Here is a 16,576-nt window from a genome sequence, read left to right as displayed (position 1 = left end):
ATAATAGAAATTATATTAAGTTAATATTAAGAATTTTTTATTATAATTTCAGGAAAAGATATGCCAAAGAGAAAACAAAAACAAGAGTGGTGGGAAGGCGGACTATTCGAAGAACTTTATAAAAATAAAGTTGATACACTAGATGAATATCTAAAAGGAGAAGCAGATGAAAGCAGCTTGGGAAATGACACCGAAAGAAAAAGAGAATTGGAAGAACGAAATGTCACAGAAATGGATACTAAGGGAGACTACACCATTAGAAGAAGCACAATGGCTAACGGGGATGAATATCCAATCGATTCTGATAGGCGAGAATTCCAATCCTCTATGGACACAAATAGACAGCAATACGGACTATCCAAGGGAGAGACAACCCAAAATGGAAGTATTTCAAGTAGCAATAGAATATATGAAAGAGAAGAGAAATCTAACATCTCTAATAACAAACGACTTAATGAGCCTATTCAACTTGAATTCGATTTTACAACTGAACTTAGTAGAGATGTATCTCTCAACCTTGATAATCAATGGTTGCGACAAGGAGATGAAATACATAATGAACGATGGGATACATTGCCTACAAATAGCAAGCAGAATTCAAGAGCATCTAATACTTCTAGCCTATACGAGCAAACAAGCCAAAGAGAAGATAAAGATGATGGGATTTTGGCAAATGCAGGAGAGTCTGGGAATTCCGTATTACATAGGATACAAGATAGCAAAAATCTATATGATGATAGACACAAAATATCTACCAAATGGAATGACTTGGAAGGAACTTCTAGCAGTGGGAGCATTCAAGGAGAGCTGGGCGAACAGCCAAGCAGTGAAACTAATCAAAGCAGTGGAAGATTTAGACAAAATCAGTCATCCAATGCGATACATAGTGATGAAATTACGAAAGATGAATATCATCAAAACAGACAACGAGCAAGTGGAATTTTTTCTCAAATTGAACAAAATAGCGATGGAATCATCAAAGATTTACAACCTACTAGAAGAGAAACAAGCAGAAAAATACAACAAGATGGAAGTTTTCAAACTAGAAGATTTAGAGAAAATAATAACAATCAAAGAGATATTAGAAACTCCACTCTAAAGCTAACTTCAACCTATAAAAATGAGGATTTTATCTATCAAGATGAGATTCTCATTAAAGGCAAAAAAGATAGATTTTATAAAAATTATGAAGCTATAAAACTTACAAAAGAACTAACTAAAATCAAAAATGTTGCTATAAGCAATAATAATTTTTTCACAATTACAAAAGAAGAACAAACTATTATCTCACAATTTACAGGCTGGGGCGGTGTTAGTGAATCTTTTGATGAAAACAATCAAAACTTCAAACAAGAAAATACACTTTTAAAAAATTTATTGACCGAAGAAGAATATAAAGAAGCAAAAGAAACTATCACAAACGCATATTTTACGCCTCAAATTTTGGTAAATACTATACATAAAGCACTTAATGAAATGGGAATTAATAGCGATAATAATAAAAAAAGAGTGCTAGAGCCGAGTGCTGGAAGTGGTGCTTTTTTAAAACCAAATCCAAATTTTGAATATTTAACTATTGAAAAAAATCATCTTAGTTCCGATATGCTATCTTTACTTTTTCCAAATCAAAAACACTATGCTATGGGATATGAAGACGACTTAGCCAATCAAAACATTACTAAATTTGATGCAATAATAGGAAATCCACCATTTGGAGAAATAGCCATTATAGATAAAAATAGGGCTTTAAAAGAAGATATTCCAAGAATGTCTCTACATAACTTTTTTGCTGCAAAATCTGCTTCACATATGCTAAAAGATGATGGAATTATGGCTTTTGTTATCTCTACTAAATTTCTAGATTCAAAAACAGATACAACAAGAAGATATATAGACAATTACGCAACTTTTTTAGGTGCTGTAAGACTACCTGAAAATACCTTTGATAGCACTCACTCATCAACTGATATTGTATTTTTTAAAAAAGGTAAAGATTTAAATTTAAACAACAATTGGCTAAATGTAGAAAATTTTAAAGATACAAATCAAATAATAAACAACTATTTTATTCAAAATCCAAACAATATTTTAGGAAATTTAGAAATTAAAATTAGATCTCACGGAGAAGAGCTAGTTTGCACAAAAAACTCAAATTTGAATTTAGAAAATGAACTAAATAGATTTGTTGAAACATTACCAAAAAATATCTATAAATTCCACAAAAATGAAACAAAAATTAATGATGAGATTTACCTTGATGAGATAATAGATGCAAATTATTATAAAGATTTAAAACAAAATAACTATTTTATATTCAATAATGAAATTTACATTAAAAAAGGCGAAATAAATAATGCAAATGGTATTCTTGCTACAAAGCCTGAACTAAAACCAGCACAACAAGAAAGAGTTAAAAATTTTATAAATTTAAGAGATGCACATAAAGAGTTAATTGAGCTTGAAAAAACGGATATTAGCGATGATAATAACCAATTAATCCAGGCAAGAGAAAAATTAAATAATTTTTTAGATATTTATCATAAAAAATGTGGTTTTTTGCATAATTCAAGCAGAAAAAGTGGAATCGACCAGGATGTAGATTACGCTAAAATTGCATCGCTTGAAAAAAACTACCAAAAAGCAATAAGTCCTGAATTAGCTTTAAAAAATGGTGTCACGCCAAGAAAAGAAAGTTGTGAAAAAGCAAATATTTTAATACACAGAGTAATAAAACCAAAATCAGAAATTAAATTTGACAATGAGTTTGATGGATTAATTGCCAGTATAAACAAATACGGCAAACCAAATATAGAATATATAGCTAAAACTTTAAATAAAACTAGCAATGATGTTGCAAATAGTCTAATATCTGAAAATCAAATTTTTTTAGATCCAATTAAACTATCGCAAGGCGAAAAAGAATTTGTTTTGTCCGCTAAATATCTATCAGGAGATGTAAGAGAAAAATTAAAAATAGCCAAAGATATAGCCAAGACTTTTCCTGAAATAAATAAAAATATAGAAAGTTTAAAAGAAGTCATTCCAACAGATTTAAAACCAAGCGAAATAGATGCACCTATGGGAGCTAGTTGGATACCATTAAAATATTATAATGACTTTTTTGAAAGTGAATTTGGAATTTCACAAGAGTTTTGGCATTTAAGTAGAAGCAACCTAACAGGTGAGTGGAAATTTGAAGGTCAAACCCATCCTATGACTATATACAATGAAAGAAGACTTAGTTTTGAAAGATTTTCACCTTATAACATATGCACAAATGCTTTACAAAACTCCAGTATTGTCATTAAAAAAGAAACTGGCAATCAGTTAAGAGATGTTGATGGGAATTTAAGATTTGATAAAAATGGCAATCCTATGATGGAAAAAGTAGTAGATGTTGAAAAAACTCAAAAAGTTAATAGCTTAATACAAAGTGTTAGAGAAAAATTTGATAATTGGATATGGAAAGATTATGAAAGAAGAACTGATCTTTGCGAAATTTATAATAATACTTTTAATTGCTACGCACATAAACATTATGATGGAAGCGACTTAAAGCTAGATAGTTTAAACTCAAATATAAATCTAAGAAAACATCAAAAAGATGCTATTTTTAGAGCTATCAATGAGCAAAATTGCCTTTTTGATCACGAAGTTGGAGCAGGTAAAACATTAACTGCAATTTGCTCTGTTATGAAACAAAAGGAATTAGGGATTACAAACAAGGCTCTTATTGCAGTTCCAAATCATTTAGTTAATCAATGGTCTGATGAGTTTTACAATGCCTATCCAAATGCAAATTTGTTAATAAGTGATGAAAAATCAGTATCACCGCAAAACAGAGAAGAGTTTTTTGGCAAAATTATGAATGGAGAATATGACGCTATTATAATTTCGCATTCTCAGCTTGAAAAAATTCCAGTTCCTCCAGAAGTAGAACAAAATGTTGTGAAAAGACAAATTGAAGAGTTGCAAGAAAGTATAAATTTTGCTGAAAAAAATGATGAAAATATCCGCCCTGCTTCAATAAAACAAATGCAAAAAAGATTAAATTCTTTAGAAGAAAGATTAAAAGAGAAATTAGATAAAGGTAACAAATCCAAAGCTTTAAATTTTTCTGATTTGGGAATTGATTATTTAGTAGTAGATGAAAGTCATATGTATAAAAATTTGCCATTTTCTACACATTTAAAGGTAAAAGGTTTAGGAAATCAAGCAGGATCTAAAAAAGCTTTGTCTATGTATTGTTTTACAGAATATCTAAATAATAATGATAAAAAAATACTCTTTCTTACTGGAACGCCTATTTCAAACTCACTAACTGAACTATATAATATAAACAAGTATTTAATGCCTAATGATTTAGAAAAAAAAGGTATTGGCTCATTTGATGCTTGGGCAAGTAATTTTGCAAAAATAGAAAATGTGCCTGAACTAAACGCAACAGCACAAAATTTTAAAATTGTAAGTAGATTTACAGCACTTAATAATTTGCCTGAAGTGTGTGGAGCTTACGGAGAGATTGCTGATATTGTAACGAACTCAGACATTAAAAAACACTATACTCACTATGTTCCTGAAGTAAATATCATAAAAAGCGTATCGCCAATAAGCAAAGAACAAAGATTTTATATAGGTGTCCAGGATAAAGATGGAAACTATAATGAAGGCTCAATCATTGCAAGAATGGAAAAATTAGGAAGTGGCTCTTTTGATCCAAAAATAGATAATCACTTAAAATGCACAAGTGACGCAAAAAAAGCAGGAATTGACTTTAGACTAATAGATCCAAATGCACCTGATTTTGAAAAATCTAAAATGAACAACTGTGTTAAAAATATAGTAGAAGAATACCACAATTGGGATAAAGAAAAAGGAACTCAACTAGTATTCTTAGATATAGGAACACCTCGCCAAACAAATCAACTATCTACAAATTTAAATATCGATACTGAAAATAACAAACAAGAAAAAGATTTTATTAATATAAATGAAATTATCGAAGATGATGTAGATTTTGATCAAGAAGAAGATAGAGATAGCGATGAAAATTCATTTTTTCTTTATGGAGATTTATATAAAAAGCTAGTAAAAGCAGGTATTCCAAGAGAAGAGATAGCTTTTATACACGATACTGGCGGAAGCAATGCTAAAAAACAAGAGTTGTTTCAAAAAGTAAATAGTGGCGAGATAAGAGTTTTAATAGGCTCAACAGCAAAAATGGGAGCTGGAACAAATGTTCAAGAACGAGTAACAGCAATACACCATTTTGATGTGCCGTGGCGACCAAGTGATTTCATTCAAAGAAATGGAAGAGTTATAAGACAAGGAAATGTTTTATTCCAAAAAGATCCTGATAATTTTAAGATAAAAGAATTTCGTTATGTAACTGAAAATACCTATGATGCAGTTTCTTGGCAGATTATAGAAACTAAATCGAACTCATTAGTAAATTTTAGAAAAGGCTTAGTTGATGGCAGAACCTTGAGTGGCTTTGAAGAAGAAGCAGCAAGTGCGGCTGAAATGAAAGCTGCTGCAACTGGAAATCCACTTATAATTGATCAAGTAAAATTAAAAAGTGCTTTAGACAAAGAAGAAATCTTATATAAAAACTTTTTAAATGATATAATAAATGCTAAAGACACAATAGAAGCCAATAATAAAAAAATTGACTATCTTAAAAAAGATATTATAAATTTGCAACTCGCTCAAAATACGCTCAACAACAATCAAAATGAGAATTTTCAATGCACTATGTTATCTCCATATGGATCTAAATATAGCACAGAATATGAAAGAAAATTTGATATACCAAAAGACAGAAATGATGATTTTGTAAAACTAGAGCAAGAATCTATGAATAGTATATTTTTAGAAAATTTTAAAAATATATCTGTATATGAGAGAAATATAATGGAAATTATGAGATATAAGGGTTTTACAATATATGGTGGATGGAGCGATAATCCAAAAGAGATATCTTTTACAATACAAGACAGAACAGATGGCAAAATAACTAATTTTTATCCTGAAAACTTACATTATAAGATAGATGACAATAACCTTTTTACTCATATTTCCTTTAATGGTTTTATAAGAAGATTAAACAATTATCTAAATAAAGAAAATCTATTAAAAGAAGAAAATAAAAACAAAGAAACAATTAAATCATTAGAAAAAAATACAGCTGATTTAAAAGTTTATTTAAATGAAAATGAAACCTATAAAAAGCAAAATATACTAAATTTATTAAGGGATGAAAATAAAATTATTATAAACGAATTAGCAAAATCATCTAAAAATCCAGCTTATAAAAGTTCATTTAAGTCAAAATTTTTAGAAAGTCAAAATTTAAAAAACAATAGGATATTAAATAATGAAAACAACAAAGAAAACAACAAAGAAATTTTATAATTTATTTTATATTAAAATAATAGATTTTATATTACTTTAATTTTTATTATGGTATAATTTTTATAAAATAAAAAATGAGTAACAAACTTAAAAGAAAGGATTTAAAATGGGTATAAATTTAGACTTAGATTGGGATTATGCAATGAGTGGTGATGAGTTTGAATTTTGGACTTGTGCTTTACGAAATAATAGCAGTATTTTATATTCTTTATTAAAGAATAATAATATAGACCCTTATAAAGAAAATGCTTGGTGCAAAATAAATGAGATTGCAGAAAAAAGAATATTTGAAGAAAAAGACAAAACAGTGAAATATTGGGAAAATGAGTATGTAACTTATTTAGATGAATTAAAATCTAAATATGATTTTATTGCAAAAAAGTATAAAAAATGACTGATTTAAAAAAATTATCAAATTTTACTACACAAGATGTTAATAATATTTCAAATAATGAATGGGATAAAATTTCAAAATCGTGTCATCGCCAAAATAAAACTCCAAAACTTTATTTGGTTGGTGGACAGCCTGGTGCTGGTAAATCAACTACTATTTCAAAAATTGAAGACTCTATGCAAGGAAATTGTGTAGTTATAAATTTAGATGATTATAGAGCTTTACATCCAAATGCAAGAGAAATTTATGAAAAAGGTGCAAAAGATAGTGATGATTATTCAATCTATACAAATCCATTTATGAGAGAAGTTGGCGAAAAACTTATCGATAAGGCTATAGAAAATGGTTATAACGTCATACTGGAGCGAACTTTAAGCTCAACCGATACAGTAAGCAAACAATTAGATAAATTTAAGGAAAATGGATATGAGTTAAATCTATATGTAGTAACTTGCAATAAAAATCATAGCATAAGCTCAGCTGAGCAAAGATATTTAAATGGAAAAATAGGATATGAAAAAGGAATTTTTGCGGATCCACCACGTAAAATTTCAAAAGAATTTCAAAAAGAATGTCACGAAAATTTAGGAAAATCAACACAAACATTAGCACAAAAATATGATTTTAAAGATATAAAAATTATATATAGAAGTCTACAATATAAACAACATTGTGTTTTTGACAAAAATGATAAAACTAAATTACACAATATTGATAAAATAGATAAGTTAATTACTCGTGTGTTAAATGGCAAAAATAAAGAAAAAGCAATTACAAACGAAGAATTAAATAATATAAAAAATAAAACAATTCAAGCAGTAGAAAATATTTTTAACAATAAAACAAAAATTAACAAAGAAAATAATATGGAAATAAAATAATTTATTTTATATTATTTTAATAGATTTTATATTTAAAAATAGTAAAATTTAAGGAGCAGAAGATGGATAAAAAATATAAATTTTTAAAGATTCCTGATGAAAACGGCAATAAATGTAAAATTTATAAAAAAGAACATTATGATTGATTATCTTTTATTATTTGCGTTTGTTTTTGGATTTTTATTAGGATACATTTTAGACAAAAGAATAGAAAAAATATTGACACAAGATAATAACACAAAACATAAAAGGACAAAAAATGAAAAAAGAAAATGAAGGCAATGTGCTTATTGTTGGGAATAATAATATTGTAAAAACCGATAGTGTTTATAATCAAATTATACACATAAAAACAAAAGAAACTAATTTATATACCACAAATAAACGATTGAATACAACACTGTTTAAAGAATTTCTAAAACTTTATGAAATTTATGGATGTGATGAAATTTTAAAAAAACCTGTAAATATTTTAAAAGAAGTTGAAGAAATTTCAAAAAATTGATTTTAGGAAAAAAACAATGAAAAATAAAATTTTAATAATGAGCCTAGTTGTAGTGTTTAATGCTTTACTTATAATAGGCATTTATTATAATACAGAAGATAGTATGGGTAATTATCTTATACAAATATTTATAGCTTTAGCTTTTGCAGCTATAATAGAATTTTCAAGAATAATAATTTTTTATCAAAAAAAATCAAATTTTAATCTATTTCTTGTTGCATTTATTATAATGCTTATTGCAACAGAAATAGGAAAATGGACTAGATTTTATCAAGATAAACATATTATTTATCAAGATTTTAGAGGGTTTGAAACTTTATACTATGGCGGAAAAAAAGCAATAGAAATTAATAGTGATAAAATAGGATCAGTTTGGTTTTTAAAAGAAGATGAAACAACATTTATATTGTTCGATGGGACAAAAATAGAATGCCTTAAAAACGAATGTAATATTGTAGAAAATAAGGAAAAAAATGCAACTTACAAAAGAACAAACAGCTGAAATACTAAATGCATTAGGATACCAAATCGATCGTTCTTATAAATTTAAAATAAGAGATGAACACACTCCTAGTGCTTCTATAAATCCAAAAGATGGAAAAATTAAAGATTTTGGAAGTGGATGGTATGGCGATATAGTAGATTTTTTAGTAGAATTTCACAACTATCAGCAAAAAGATGCTTTTAGAAAAATTAGCTCAATGTTAAATCTAAATACAGATAATAGTTTTACAAATTTTAAATCTTATGAAAATATCAAAAAAGAAAATTCCAGTATGCCACATTACATATCACAAAGTATAATTGATAATTTTCAAAAAGAAAGAAAAGAGAATTTCAGTAGATTTTGGGAACTTTTAAGTCAAACAATGCCAACAGCAAATAAAGAGCAAAAAAGAGAAATTGCAAAAAAATATGAAATTGGATACTCAAAAAAAGCCGATAGATTAATTATGCCAATTAAAGATGAAAATGGTAATTGCCTAACATTTTGGAAATACAACCCAACTCCAACTCCTTTTATTGGTAGTGATGGTGGTGTTATACAATTACCAAAAGTTATGTTTTCAAAAAACAGACAAAGAACCTTATTTGATATAAAAAATTTAGAAAAATTTAGTAAAAATAATGAGCCTATTTTTATTTTAGAGGGTGAAAAAGACTGCTTAAATGCACTAGCAAATGGATTTAATGCTATAACACTAGGTAGTGCAACACAAAATATAGATAATAAATTTTTAAACTATTTTAAAGATAAATATGTTGTTATAGCATATGATTTTGACGAGAGCGGAAAAAACGGTTCGAAAATTTTAGAAAAAGATTTAAAAGGCATTACTAAAAAAACTGAAATTATAGATTGGGAAAAAATAGCAAAAAAACTAGGTTTTACTGATAAATTAAAAAAAGGTTTTGATTTTACTGATTATTTAAAAATCATATCATCAAATAGTAAAATAATAGAAAAAAATATAAATTAATATTTTATATATTAATTTATATTTTTAAAGTTAATTTAATATAAAATAAAGTATAATTATAAAAAAATTTAAAAAGGAAATTTATGAAAATATCTTTACTTAATAAAAAGGGTGGAGTTGGTAAGACACCTTTTGCTTTTAGCATAGCCAAAGATTTAGATTTATTTTTACAAAGTAATGATAATTCTTGCATAGAGCAAATTTATCCAAATAAAGCTATGATCTCAAATGAAGTAAAACCATTAGATGATTGTGTTTATGACTTTGGTGGTTTTAATGCAAGTGGTGTTTTAGATATCATAAAAATCTGTAATTGTATAATAGTGCCTTGCTTACCAACATATAATTCGTTTTTAAGAACATTGGAAACAATAAAAGAAATTGAAAACATAAACCCCAATATTATAATTTTGGCAACTGATTATAAAGATGATAAAGAAAAAGATTTCTTAATGAGTGAGTTAGAAGTAAGATATAAAAACTTTCCTATATATTATTTTAAAAACTCTAAAATATTAAATAATGCAATAAATACTGGTATGTCTTTTATGGAACTTTATAATGAAAATGGTTTATCAAAAAATAGTTATGCAAATTTTATAGATGAATATAAAAAATTACTTTATAAAATTAAGGCTTATAAATAATATGTTTTATATCAATATAATAAAAGGATTTTTATGATTTTTGATGAAATGAGTGAAGAAGACAAATTATATGAAGCAAATCTAAAAAGAATGCAAGAAGAAGATGCAAAAAGAGAAAAACAAATACAAAAAGATTGGAATAAAACAGAAACACAGTTTATGGGCTGGACTATAAATTTAGCATTTTATGTTGGAATACTATACTTTTGTTTTTTTATAATATATTGGCTTGGTATTTTAGTTTTATTTTTAACTGTTTCAATAATATTATCATCTCCAATTATAAGACTTATTGGGTTTTCAAATTTTATAGATTTTTTATTATTACTTATTCTAGTTGGATTTTTTACAGTATTAACATCACCCGAAATATTAAATTACAACATTAAAATTTGGACACCTAGCTTGAATAATTCTTGGGAATTAATAAAAAATATAGGTTTTGAAAATAGTATAGGAATAGTTTTATTATCGTTTTTAATGCTAAAATTTTTTGGAAAATATATAATAAATTTGATTTTATCGATTAATATATTTTTTATAAATTTTGCTTTTAATTTTAAAAAATAAAGGATACAAAATGGCAGAAAAATTAAACATCAACATCAAAGATGCTCTTAAGCAACAAGAAGACTTACAAACCTTTAAAAAAGGCAGATAAATTGGCTAAAAAGCCTAAAAGACAAACAACACAAGTAAGTATTTATTTACATAAAAATGAACTTGAATATTTAGATGATATGTGCGAAAAAGAATTTATAGCCAGAAATGCATATATGAGAAAGTTATTAGTCAAGGATATGGAGCTTAACAAAATTTTAAAAGATAAAGGTATTAACATAACAGAATTTAAAGAAACTATGATAAGAAAAGCTCTTGATATTTAGAATATTATTTATATTATTATAATAGTTTTTATATTTATATAATATAAAAACTATTCTATATTTTTATATTTTTTATTTTCTATTGGATTATCTTTTTTCTTAATCTCTAACGATCTTTTTCTACTAGATTTTTGTTTATCAAAGACTTCGTTATCATTTTTTCTATTGTCATTAATATCATCAGAATTTATGCCGATAATTTCATTAGGTGTAAAATTTTTTAATGGTTTTAGTGCCTTTTCTTTTTTATTTTCAATCGACACATCCCACATTTTTTTATAACTTGTTTTTTGACATAAAATACCAGTTTTTTTATCTCTAAATTGCACTACTACTGGTTTTTCACCTGTTATTGCAAATCTACAATAATCTCCTGTCCTTACATCGTTTTCCTGAACTACTCTTTTTAAATCATCAGCCCAAATATCTATATCTTGTCCTTTTGTAGTTCTATATCTAACATAAAAACTTTTTTTATTATTTATATCAAATTTATAATGAGCCTCTCCGTAACTTATAACTTCATAGTAGTGATTTTTATGCTCTGGTTTTTTATAATCATCTCTTAATTTTATTACCTTGTCATTTAAAAATTCATCAGTTTTAAAATTTATACTATCTTTTTTTATTGTAGCAGTTGCATCTATTTTTAAAGCTCTTAACTCTTTTGCAAAAATTGCCCGCATATATGCTAAGTCGGATTTTTTTGGATTTATTCTTTTGCCATTTTTATCTCTTACTTTTACTGCAATATGACAATGTGGATTGTCTGTATCATTGTGCATAGCTATCACGAAATAATTATTTGGATAAATTTCTTTCATAGTTTTTATACTTGCTTCTTTTATCTTTTTTAATGGTGCATCGTTATAATCTTTCATAGAAAAAACAAAATGTAAAACTTCTCTTTTTTCTTTTAAACTATTGTTTCTTATTTCATTTTCAGTAGGAATTTCTATAATTTCATTAAAAGAATTTGACATATTTTTTAAATCATCTTTTCCAAAAAAAATATTTTCATCACTATTTTCAATTTCTAATTCGCCATTTCTAGATATATATTTCAAATGTGCCTTTAACGATCCAAAATTTTTGCTAGAGCCAGTTATTTTAATAACTACTTCAGTTTGTTTTTTTGTATAATTTTTTACAGAAAATATAGGTTGTTTTGAATGATATTTATAACTACCAATTTTATTTTTATATGAGTATGAGTTTTTTTGTTTTTTATCTAATTCGGTAAAAACTTTTTTAGCTATAAATAAATCATCAAGTTCATCTTTTTTATATTTTTTAACCATTAATTACTTTCAAATTTAATATTTTTTTATATTCAGTTATCAAATCATTTATTTCTAAAATTTTATCATCTATCTCTTTAAAAACATCAGCCAACTTATCAAAGTTTATATTAAATTCATATGATTTTTTAGTTCTAAGAAGTTTAACTATTTCATTAATATTTCTACCAAGTTTATTTAAATCATTTGTAGTATTTACCAACTCTAACATCTCTATATTATTAAAAAGTTTTTTATTTTCATCAGCCATATAATTCAATAAAATGAATTTAATTATTTGTTTAACTGAACTAAATCCATTATAAGAAGATAACATATCAAAATATTTATATTCTTTTTTTGATAAATTTACTCTAACAGATTTAAATTTACTATCATCATCTAATCTTATAATGCTTTTTTTAATATCATAGTCACTGTTAAAAAAATTATAGATAGCAGCATTAACAATAGATGAAAAATTATAGCCAATATCTTTACTTATAAGCTCTTCAATATTTTTATAGTTTTCAGCATCAATTCTAATTGTTTTTAAAACTTTTTTATCCATTTATATCCTTATGAGCTTCGCAGAAATTCGCCTTTTTGGTTTTATAATGTATTACATTTAAACCAAAAAGGCTATCCTGCCTTACTTCTGCTTTTATCTTTCTTTAACTTTTTCTACGTTAACATTTTTTACAAATAAATTTTTTATTTCAAATTTTTATTTTTATTTTTCGGAGAATTTTTTGAGTAGTGTTGATTGGAATAAATATTTTGATGAGTTAAAAGCTATAAGAGCTGGTCGGACTAAATTTATAAAATCTGAACATAAAAATGTTTCTTTTGGAAGTGGTAGAGGGTTTTCTAGAACTCACATTAATTTTTCAAAAAATAAATTTTCTAAACAATCTGTCGTTAAAATGATTTCAAATTTACCACAAACTTCTATTAAAAGATGCATTGATTATGCTTTAAAAAATTCACTTGATGGATACGCTATAAATGAAAAAGGGGAGAGAGTAAGCTCTGATGAAGTTATGGCTGATTGGAAGAAAGATTTTGGAAAAAATCAAAACTCAAAAGATGCATGGCATTTAATGTTTTCTATAAAAGAGTCTTGTAGTGATGAACAAACTTTAAAAGCTTTACAAGATAGCGTTAAAAATGTGCTTGGAACAAATTTTGCAGGTCATAAGTATACTTTTGTTTTACACACTCATCAAAACAATCCACATGTGCATGTTGTTTTAAATAAAAGAAATCAATTTACAAATAAAAAGATTCACTTTAATTCAAAAAGCGAGATTAGGGATTTCTTTGATGATACTAGAACTAATTTTGCCTATGCTTTATCTGCTCGTGGATTAAATTATGAAAATAAAAATTTTTTACAAAAAGATTTAAAGCGTGAATTTAATAATATAAAATTAAATCTAAAACTTGAAGCTGATGACTATACTGCAAAGGATAAAATAAACGACTATTACGATAAAATGCAAGATAAAAATAAAGAAAAATATAAAGCCACATCTAGCCGTATTGAAGCTATGAATGATGAACTTGAAAAACTTAAAAAAGCCAATAAAGATCTTTTAAATTTGTTTTTACAATACTCCAAAAAAAGAAACAAAAAAGCCTTTAAATTTGCTAAGGAACTTAAAGCCAGTAATAAAGAGATTAGAGATAAACAAAATAAAATTTTAGCTGAGATTAAAAAAATAAATAAATTATCATTTGAGGCTACTAGGCTTAATGAGATGAAGTTAGAAAATTATAAAGACAGATCAAATGCTCTTACTTTACTTGAAAATTTTAACCGTAATTACAACCAACTCCATCCTAAAAATAAAGGTGCTAGTAAAGCTGATTTTGAAAATTCTAAAAAAGTTAGAAGAGCTATTGCTGTACTTCGTAATAAAAAAGATGATGATGCTAAAAAATACTTTGATGATAGCTTGATTATTACTCGTATGTTAGGCTCCAATGAAAGCCTTTTTAAACTTGGTAAAAAGCTTGAAATTTTGGATAAAAATTTATATATTTTAGAGCATTCAGAACTTGGAGAAAATGAAAAAAAAGAATTTAAAAAAAGGCTCAATGATAATAAAGAATTTATCACTAATGTGTGCGAGAAGAGGTTTGAATACACTGCCAAAAGGCTTTTAAAAAGTGAAAAGTTAAAAGGGGATGAGTTTTTGTTTAAGGAGTATTTTCATGGCGTAAAACTGCTTAATAAAGAGCCCAATGAAATGCTTTTAAAAATCAAAAAAGAAGCTGATTTACAGGCTAAATTTAGCCATGATATAAAAAGAGATAAATCAAAAATTAAAAGTAGAACTGAAACCAAGCGAGATATTGGAAGGGAGTAGTTTTTTCCCTTTTTATCTTTGATTTTCTTTTGAATTTTCCTTAATAATGTTTTTTATTTTATCGCTATACGGCTTATCTAGTTCAATTTTATACTCTTGCAGTTTTTCATACTCTTTTTTAATATTTTTTATAAGATCTGTTTTTGCTTGTGGCATTAAAATATCTTGTTTTTTAGTAAAATAATCAATATTTTTCTCTAAATTTTTGCATAGCTCTTTTTTTGTTTCTTTTAAAACTTCTTGTATGCTTTCTTTGAGTTTAGGTAAATCTTTGCGTATTGTTTCTTCTACGATTTCGTTTTGTATATTATCATAATCATGGGAAGATATGTTTCTCATATCTCTTACTCCCCTTAATTCGACTTTGTCAAATTTACTTAAAACTTTATATTCTTGGTCTCTTTCTAGCTTTTTAAATTGTTGATGAATTACATCAAAATGTTTCATTATTGCTGGTTTTAGTATTGACTCATCTTCTAGAGCTTTTGTAACTCCCTTAATGCTACAAATTTGCTCTATTGCTTCTATTTTTTCTATTGCTGTTTCTAGTCTGCGAATAGCCTTAGACATAAATTGCTCCTTTTATTATTTTGTCTTCTTTCATTTTTTGCTCTGAATAAAAATCACAAATATCAACAGATTTATGAAATTTTTTTGATATTTGCTTTCTTAAATTATCTAAATAATTAAGTGCCTTAAAGGCGTTTAACCTTTCTAAGAATTCTTTTTTATCTGCTAGAATGACTATATCTATGTCTGAGTTTTCATCGGCATAATCCTTAGCATAACTTCCAAATAAGCCAATTTCTTTGATGCCATCTTTTTGAAGATATGGTTTTAGCTCTGATAGATATTTTAATATAGCATCCTTTTTTAAAATCATCTTTTTTATCCTATATTTAAAATTATTTTCCGTTTGGCACTACTATTATATGCTCAGGATCACATTCAAATTTTCCATATTTTGAACATTTTATTTCATATGCAGAACCCACTTTATTATTGTTTTTATCTACTACAACAACGACAAGATTTTGATCATTTATTAACCTGCCTTGCTGTTTCCATGCTGTAAATTTTCCAAATGCATCTTCAGACGTATAGTTTTTCCAATTTTCGCCATTAAACAATGTTTCTGCATGGTAAAATTCAAAGTCTTTGTTTGTAATTTTTTCTTTTAATTTATTAATCATAGCATCATAATTTTCTTGCTTTATGGTTGGATTTGTATTTTCTAATTTAACAAATCCCTTTCTAACTTCTCCTTCTCCATTACACCCCAATAAAACAAATCCTATTAAAACCATTGAACTTAAAATTTTAAGTTTATTCATCACTCTTTTCCTTTTTTAAATTTTAGAATTATAGCACATCTTATTTGGATATCAATATAATTTTATTTTTAACTTTTACAAAATTATACTATATTTTAGATAAAAGTTAGTTTAAAAATAGTTCTATATTAGTATTATAAAACAGTTTTTTAAAAGTTCTATATTAGTATTATAAAGTAGTTTTTTTATAGCTTATAAATCAGTTAAATAGTAGTTTATAATAAATTGTAACTTTAATCTTTAAACTTCTACTCATTGCTTACTTTTGATTTTAAGTATTTGATTGTTATTATAAACCAATAGGGACATTTTGTAATTTTTTAAATTTATCAAATCAGTAGTAAAGCACGATAAAAAGGGGATAAAAGCTCATTTATT

The 16,576-nt window shown here is 25.9% G+C and carries 15 protein-coding genes; 10 read left to right on the top strand and 5 right to left on the bottom strand.

The features are described 5' to 3' along the window. Window positions 1-60: 60 nt before the first annotated feature. From CHAB381_RS00795 to CHAB381_RS00755, 9 genes are all read left to right on the top strand, one after another. Entirely contained in the window at window positions 61-6,414 is a 6,354-nt protein-coding gene (locus CHAB381_RS00795; RefSeq protein ID WP_012108050.1) for an SNF2-related protein, read from the top strand. Between the two features lie 106 nt (window positions 6,415-6,520). Next, on the top strand, window positions 6,521-6,808 hold the full coding sequence (locus CHAB381_RS00790; RefSeq protein WP_012108049.1) for a hypothetical protein: 288 nt from the start codon (window positions 6,521-6,523) through the stop codon (window positions 6,806-6,808). Beyond that, the gene (locus CHAB381_RS00785; RefSeq protein WP_012108048.1) at window positions 6,805-7,689 is read left to right on the top strand and encodes a zeta toxin family protein; all 885 of its coding nucleotides are present in this window, start codon (window positions 6,805-6,807) and stop codon (window positions 7,687-7,689) included. The genes CHAB381_RS00790 and CHAB381_RS00785 overlap by 4 nt, the downstream gene beginning before the upstream one ends. Window positions 7,690-7,948: 259 nt before the next feature. Then, window positions 7,949-8,194, top strand: coding sequence for a hypothetical protein (locus tag CHAB381_RS00780; RefSeq protein WP_012108046.1), 246 nt, complete (start codon window positions 7,949-7,951; stop codon window positions 8,192-8,194). Between the two features lie 16 nt (window positions 8,195-8,210). Beyond that, the gene (locus CHAB381_RS00775; protein WP_012108045.1) at window positions 8,211-8,696 is read left to right on the top strand and encodes a hypothetical protein; all 486 of its coding nucleotides are present in this window, start codon (window positions 8,211-8,213) and stop codon (window positions 8,694-8,696) included. After that, on the top strand, window positions 8,668-9,675 hold the full coding sequence (locus tag CHAB381_RS00770) for a toprim domain-containing protein (RefSeq protein WP_012108044.1): 1,008 nt from the start codon (window positions 8,668-8,670) through the stop codon (window positions 9,673-9,675). Before CHAB381_RS00775 ends, CHAB381_RS00770 begins: the two co-directional genes overlap by 29 nt. 83 nt (window positions 9,676-9,758) lie before the next feature. Then, window positions 9,759-10,322, top strand: a complete 564-nt coding sequence (locus tag CHAB381_RS00765) for a hypothetical protein (protein WP_012108043.1) — start codon at window positions 9,759-9,761, stop codon at window positions 10,320-10,322. 33 nt (window positions 10,323-10,355) lie between these two features. After that, window positions 10,356-10,892, top strand: coding sequence for a hypothetical protein (locus CHAB381_RS00760; RefSeq protein WP_012108042.1), 537 nt, complete (start codon window positions 10,356-10,358; stop codon window positions 10,890-10,892). 92 nt (window positions 10,893-10,984) lie between these two features. After that, on the top strand, window positions 10,985-11,209 hold the full coding sequence (locus CHAB381_RS00755; protein WP_011991607.1) for a hypothetical protein: 225 nt from the start codon (window positions 10,985-10,987) through the stop codon (window positions 11,207-11,209). Between the two features lie 50 nt (window positions 11,210-11,259). Here CHAB381_RS00755 and mobP1 read toward each other — a convergent pair whose 3' ends face one another. Beyond that, window positions 11,260-12,510, bottom strand: a complete 1,251-nt coding sequence (gene mobP1 / locus CHAB381_RS00750; protein ID WP_011991606.1) for a MobP1 family relaxase — start codon at window positions 12,508-12,510, stop codon at window positions 11,260-11,262. Then, a complete protein-coding gene (locus tag CHAB381_RS00745) occupies window positions 12,503-13,060 on the bottom strand; it encodes a hypothetical protein (RefSeq protein WP_016647455.1) in 558 nt (185 codons plus the stop codon). Before CHAB381_RS00745 ends, mobP1 begins: the two co-directional genes overlap by 8 nt. A 181-nt stretch (window positions 13,061-13,241) precedes the next feature. Here CHAB381_RS00745 and CHAB381_RS00740 point away from each other — a divergent pair, with 181 nt between their 5' ends. After that, a complete protein-coding gene (locus CHAB381_RS00740) occupies window positions 13,242-14,864 on the top strand; it encodes a relaxase/mobilization nuclease domain-containing protein (protein WP_011991605.1) in 1,623 nt (540 codons plus the stop codon). A 12-nt stretch (window positions 14,865-14,876) separates the two neighbouring features. Here CHAB381_RS00740 and CHAB381_RS00735 read toward each other — a convergent pair whose 3' ends face one another. Genes CHAB381_RS00735 through CHAB381_RS00725 form a run of 3 tightly spaced genes read right to left on the bottom strand, consistent with a single transcriptional unit; the run spans window position 14,877 to window position 16,198 of the window. After that, window positions 14,877-15,434 (bottom strand): HepT-like ribonuclease domain-containing protein, encoded by a 558-nt coding sequence (locus CHAB381_RS00735; protein ID WP_024962963.1) that lies wholly within the window; start codon window positions 15,432-15,434, stop codon window positions 14,877-14,879. Next, window positions 15,427-15,747, bottom strand: coding sequence for a nucleotidyltransferase family protein (locus tag CHAB381_RS00730; protein ID WP_011991604.1), 321 nt, complete (start codon window positions 15,745-15,747; stop codon window positions 15,427-15,429). The genes CHAB381_RS00735 and CHAB381_RS00730 overlap by 8 nt, the downstream gene beginning before the upstream one ends. Before the next feature lie 22 nt (window positions 15,748-15,769). Continuing rightward, entirely contained in the window at window positions 15,770-16,198 is a 429-nt protein-coding gene (locus CHAB381_RS00725; RefSeq protein WP_011991603.1) for a hypothetical protein, read from the bottom strand. Between the last annotated feature and the right edge of the window lie 378 nt (window positions 16,199-16,576).

This window comes from Campylobacter hominis ATCC BAA-381 (genome assembly GCF_000017585.1).
GTDB lineage: Bacteria > Campylobacterota > Campylobacteria > Campylobacterales > Campylobacteraceae > Campylobacter_B > Campylobacter_B hominis.
Note: the sequence above shows the minus strand (reverse complement) of the source record. Positions and strands in the feature narration are given on the sequence as shown.

What these genes read in the sequence shown, in the direction of transcription:
- CHAB381_RS00795 (WP_012108050.1), top strand. Translation starts at nt 61, where the DNA reads ATGCCAAAGAGAAAACAAAAACAAGAGTGGTGGGAAGGCGGACTATTC.
- CHAB381_RS00790 (WP_012108049.1), top strand. Translation starts at nt 6,521, where the DNA reads ATGGGTATAAATTTAGACTTAGATTGGGATTATGCAATGAGTGGTGAT.
- CHAB381_RS00785 (WP_012108048.1), top strand. Translation starts at nt 6,805, where the DNA reads ATGACTGATTTAAAAAAATTATCAAATTTTACTACACAAGATGTTAAT.
- CHAB381_RS00780 (WP_012108046.1), top strand. Translation starts at nt 7,949, where the DNA reads ATGAAAAAAGAAAATGAAGGCAATGTGCTTATTGTTGGGAATAATAAT.
- CHAB381_RS00775 (WP_012108045.1), top strand. Translation starts at nt 8,211, where the DNA reads ATGAAAAATAAAATTTTAATAATGAGCCTAGTTGTAGTGTTTAATGCT.
- CHAB381_RS00770 (WP_012108044.1), top strand. Translation starts at nt 8,668, where the DNA reads ATGCAACTTACAAAAGAACAAACAGCTGAAATACTAAATGCATTAGGA.
- CHAB381_RS00765 (WP_012108043.1), top strand. Translation starts at nt 9,759, where the DNA reads ATGAAAATATCTTTACTTAATAAAAAGGGTGGAGTTGGTAAGACACCT.
- CHAB381_RS00760 (WP_012108042.1), top strand. Translation starts at nt 10,356, where the DNA reads ATGATTTTTGATGAAATGAGTGAAGAAGACAAATTATATGAAGCAAAT.
- mobP1 (WP_011991606.1), bottom strand. Translation starts at nt 12,510, where the DNA reads ATGGTTAAAAAATATAAAAAAGATGAACTTGATGATTTATTTATAGCT.
- CHAB381_RS00745 (WP_016647455.1), bottom strand. Translation starts at nt 13,060, where the DNA reads ATGGATAAAAAAGTTTTAAAAACAATTAGAATTGATGCTGAAAACTAT.
- CHAB381_RS00735 (WP_024962963.1), bottom strand. Translation starts at nt 15,434, where the DNA reads ATGTCTAAGGCTATTCGCAGACTAGAAACAGCAATAGAAAAAATAGAA.
- CHAB381_RS00730 (WP_011991604.1), bottom strand. Translation starts at nt 15,747, where the DNA reads ATGATTTTAAAAAAGGATGCTATATTAAAATATCTATCAGAGCTAAAA.
- CHAB381_RS00725 (WP_011991603.1), bottom strand. Translation starts at nt 16,198, where the DNA reads ATGAATAAACTTAAAATTTTAAGTTCAATGGTTTTAATAGGATTTGTT.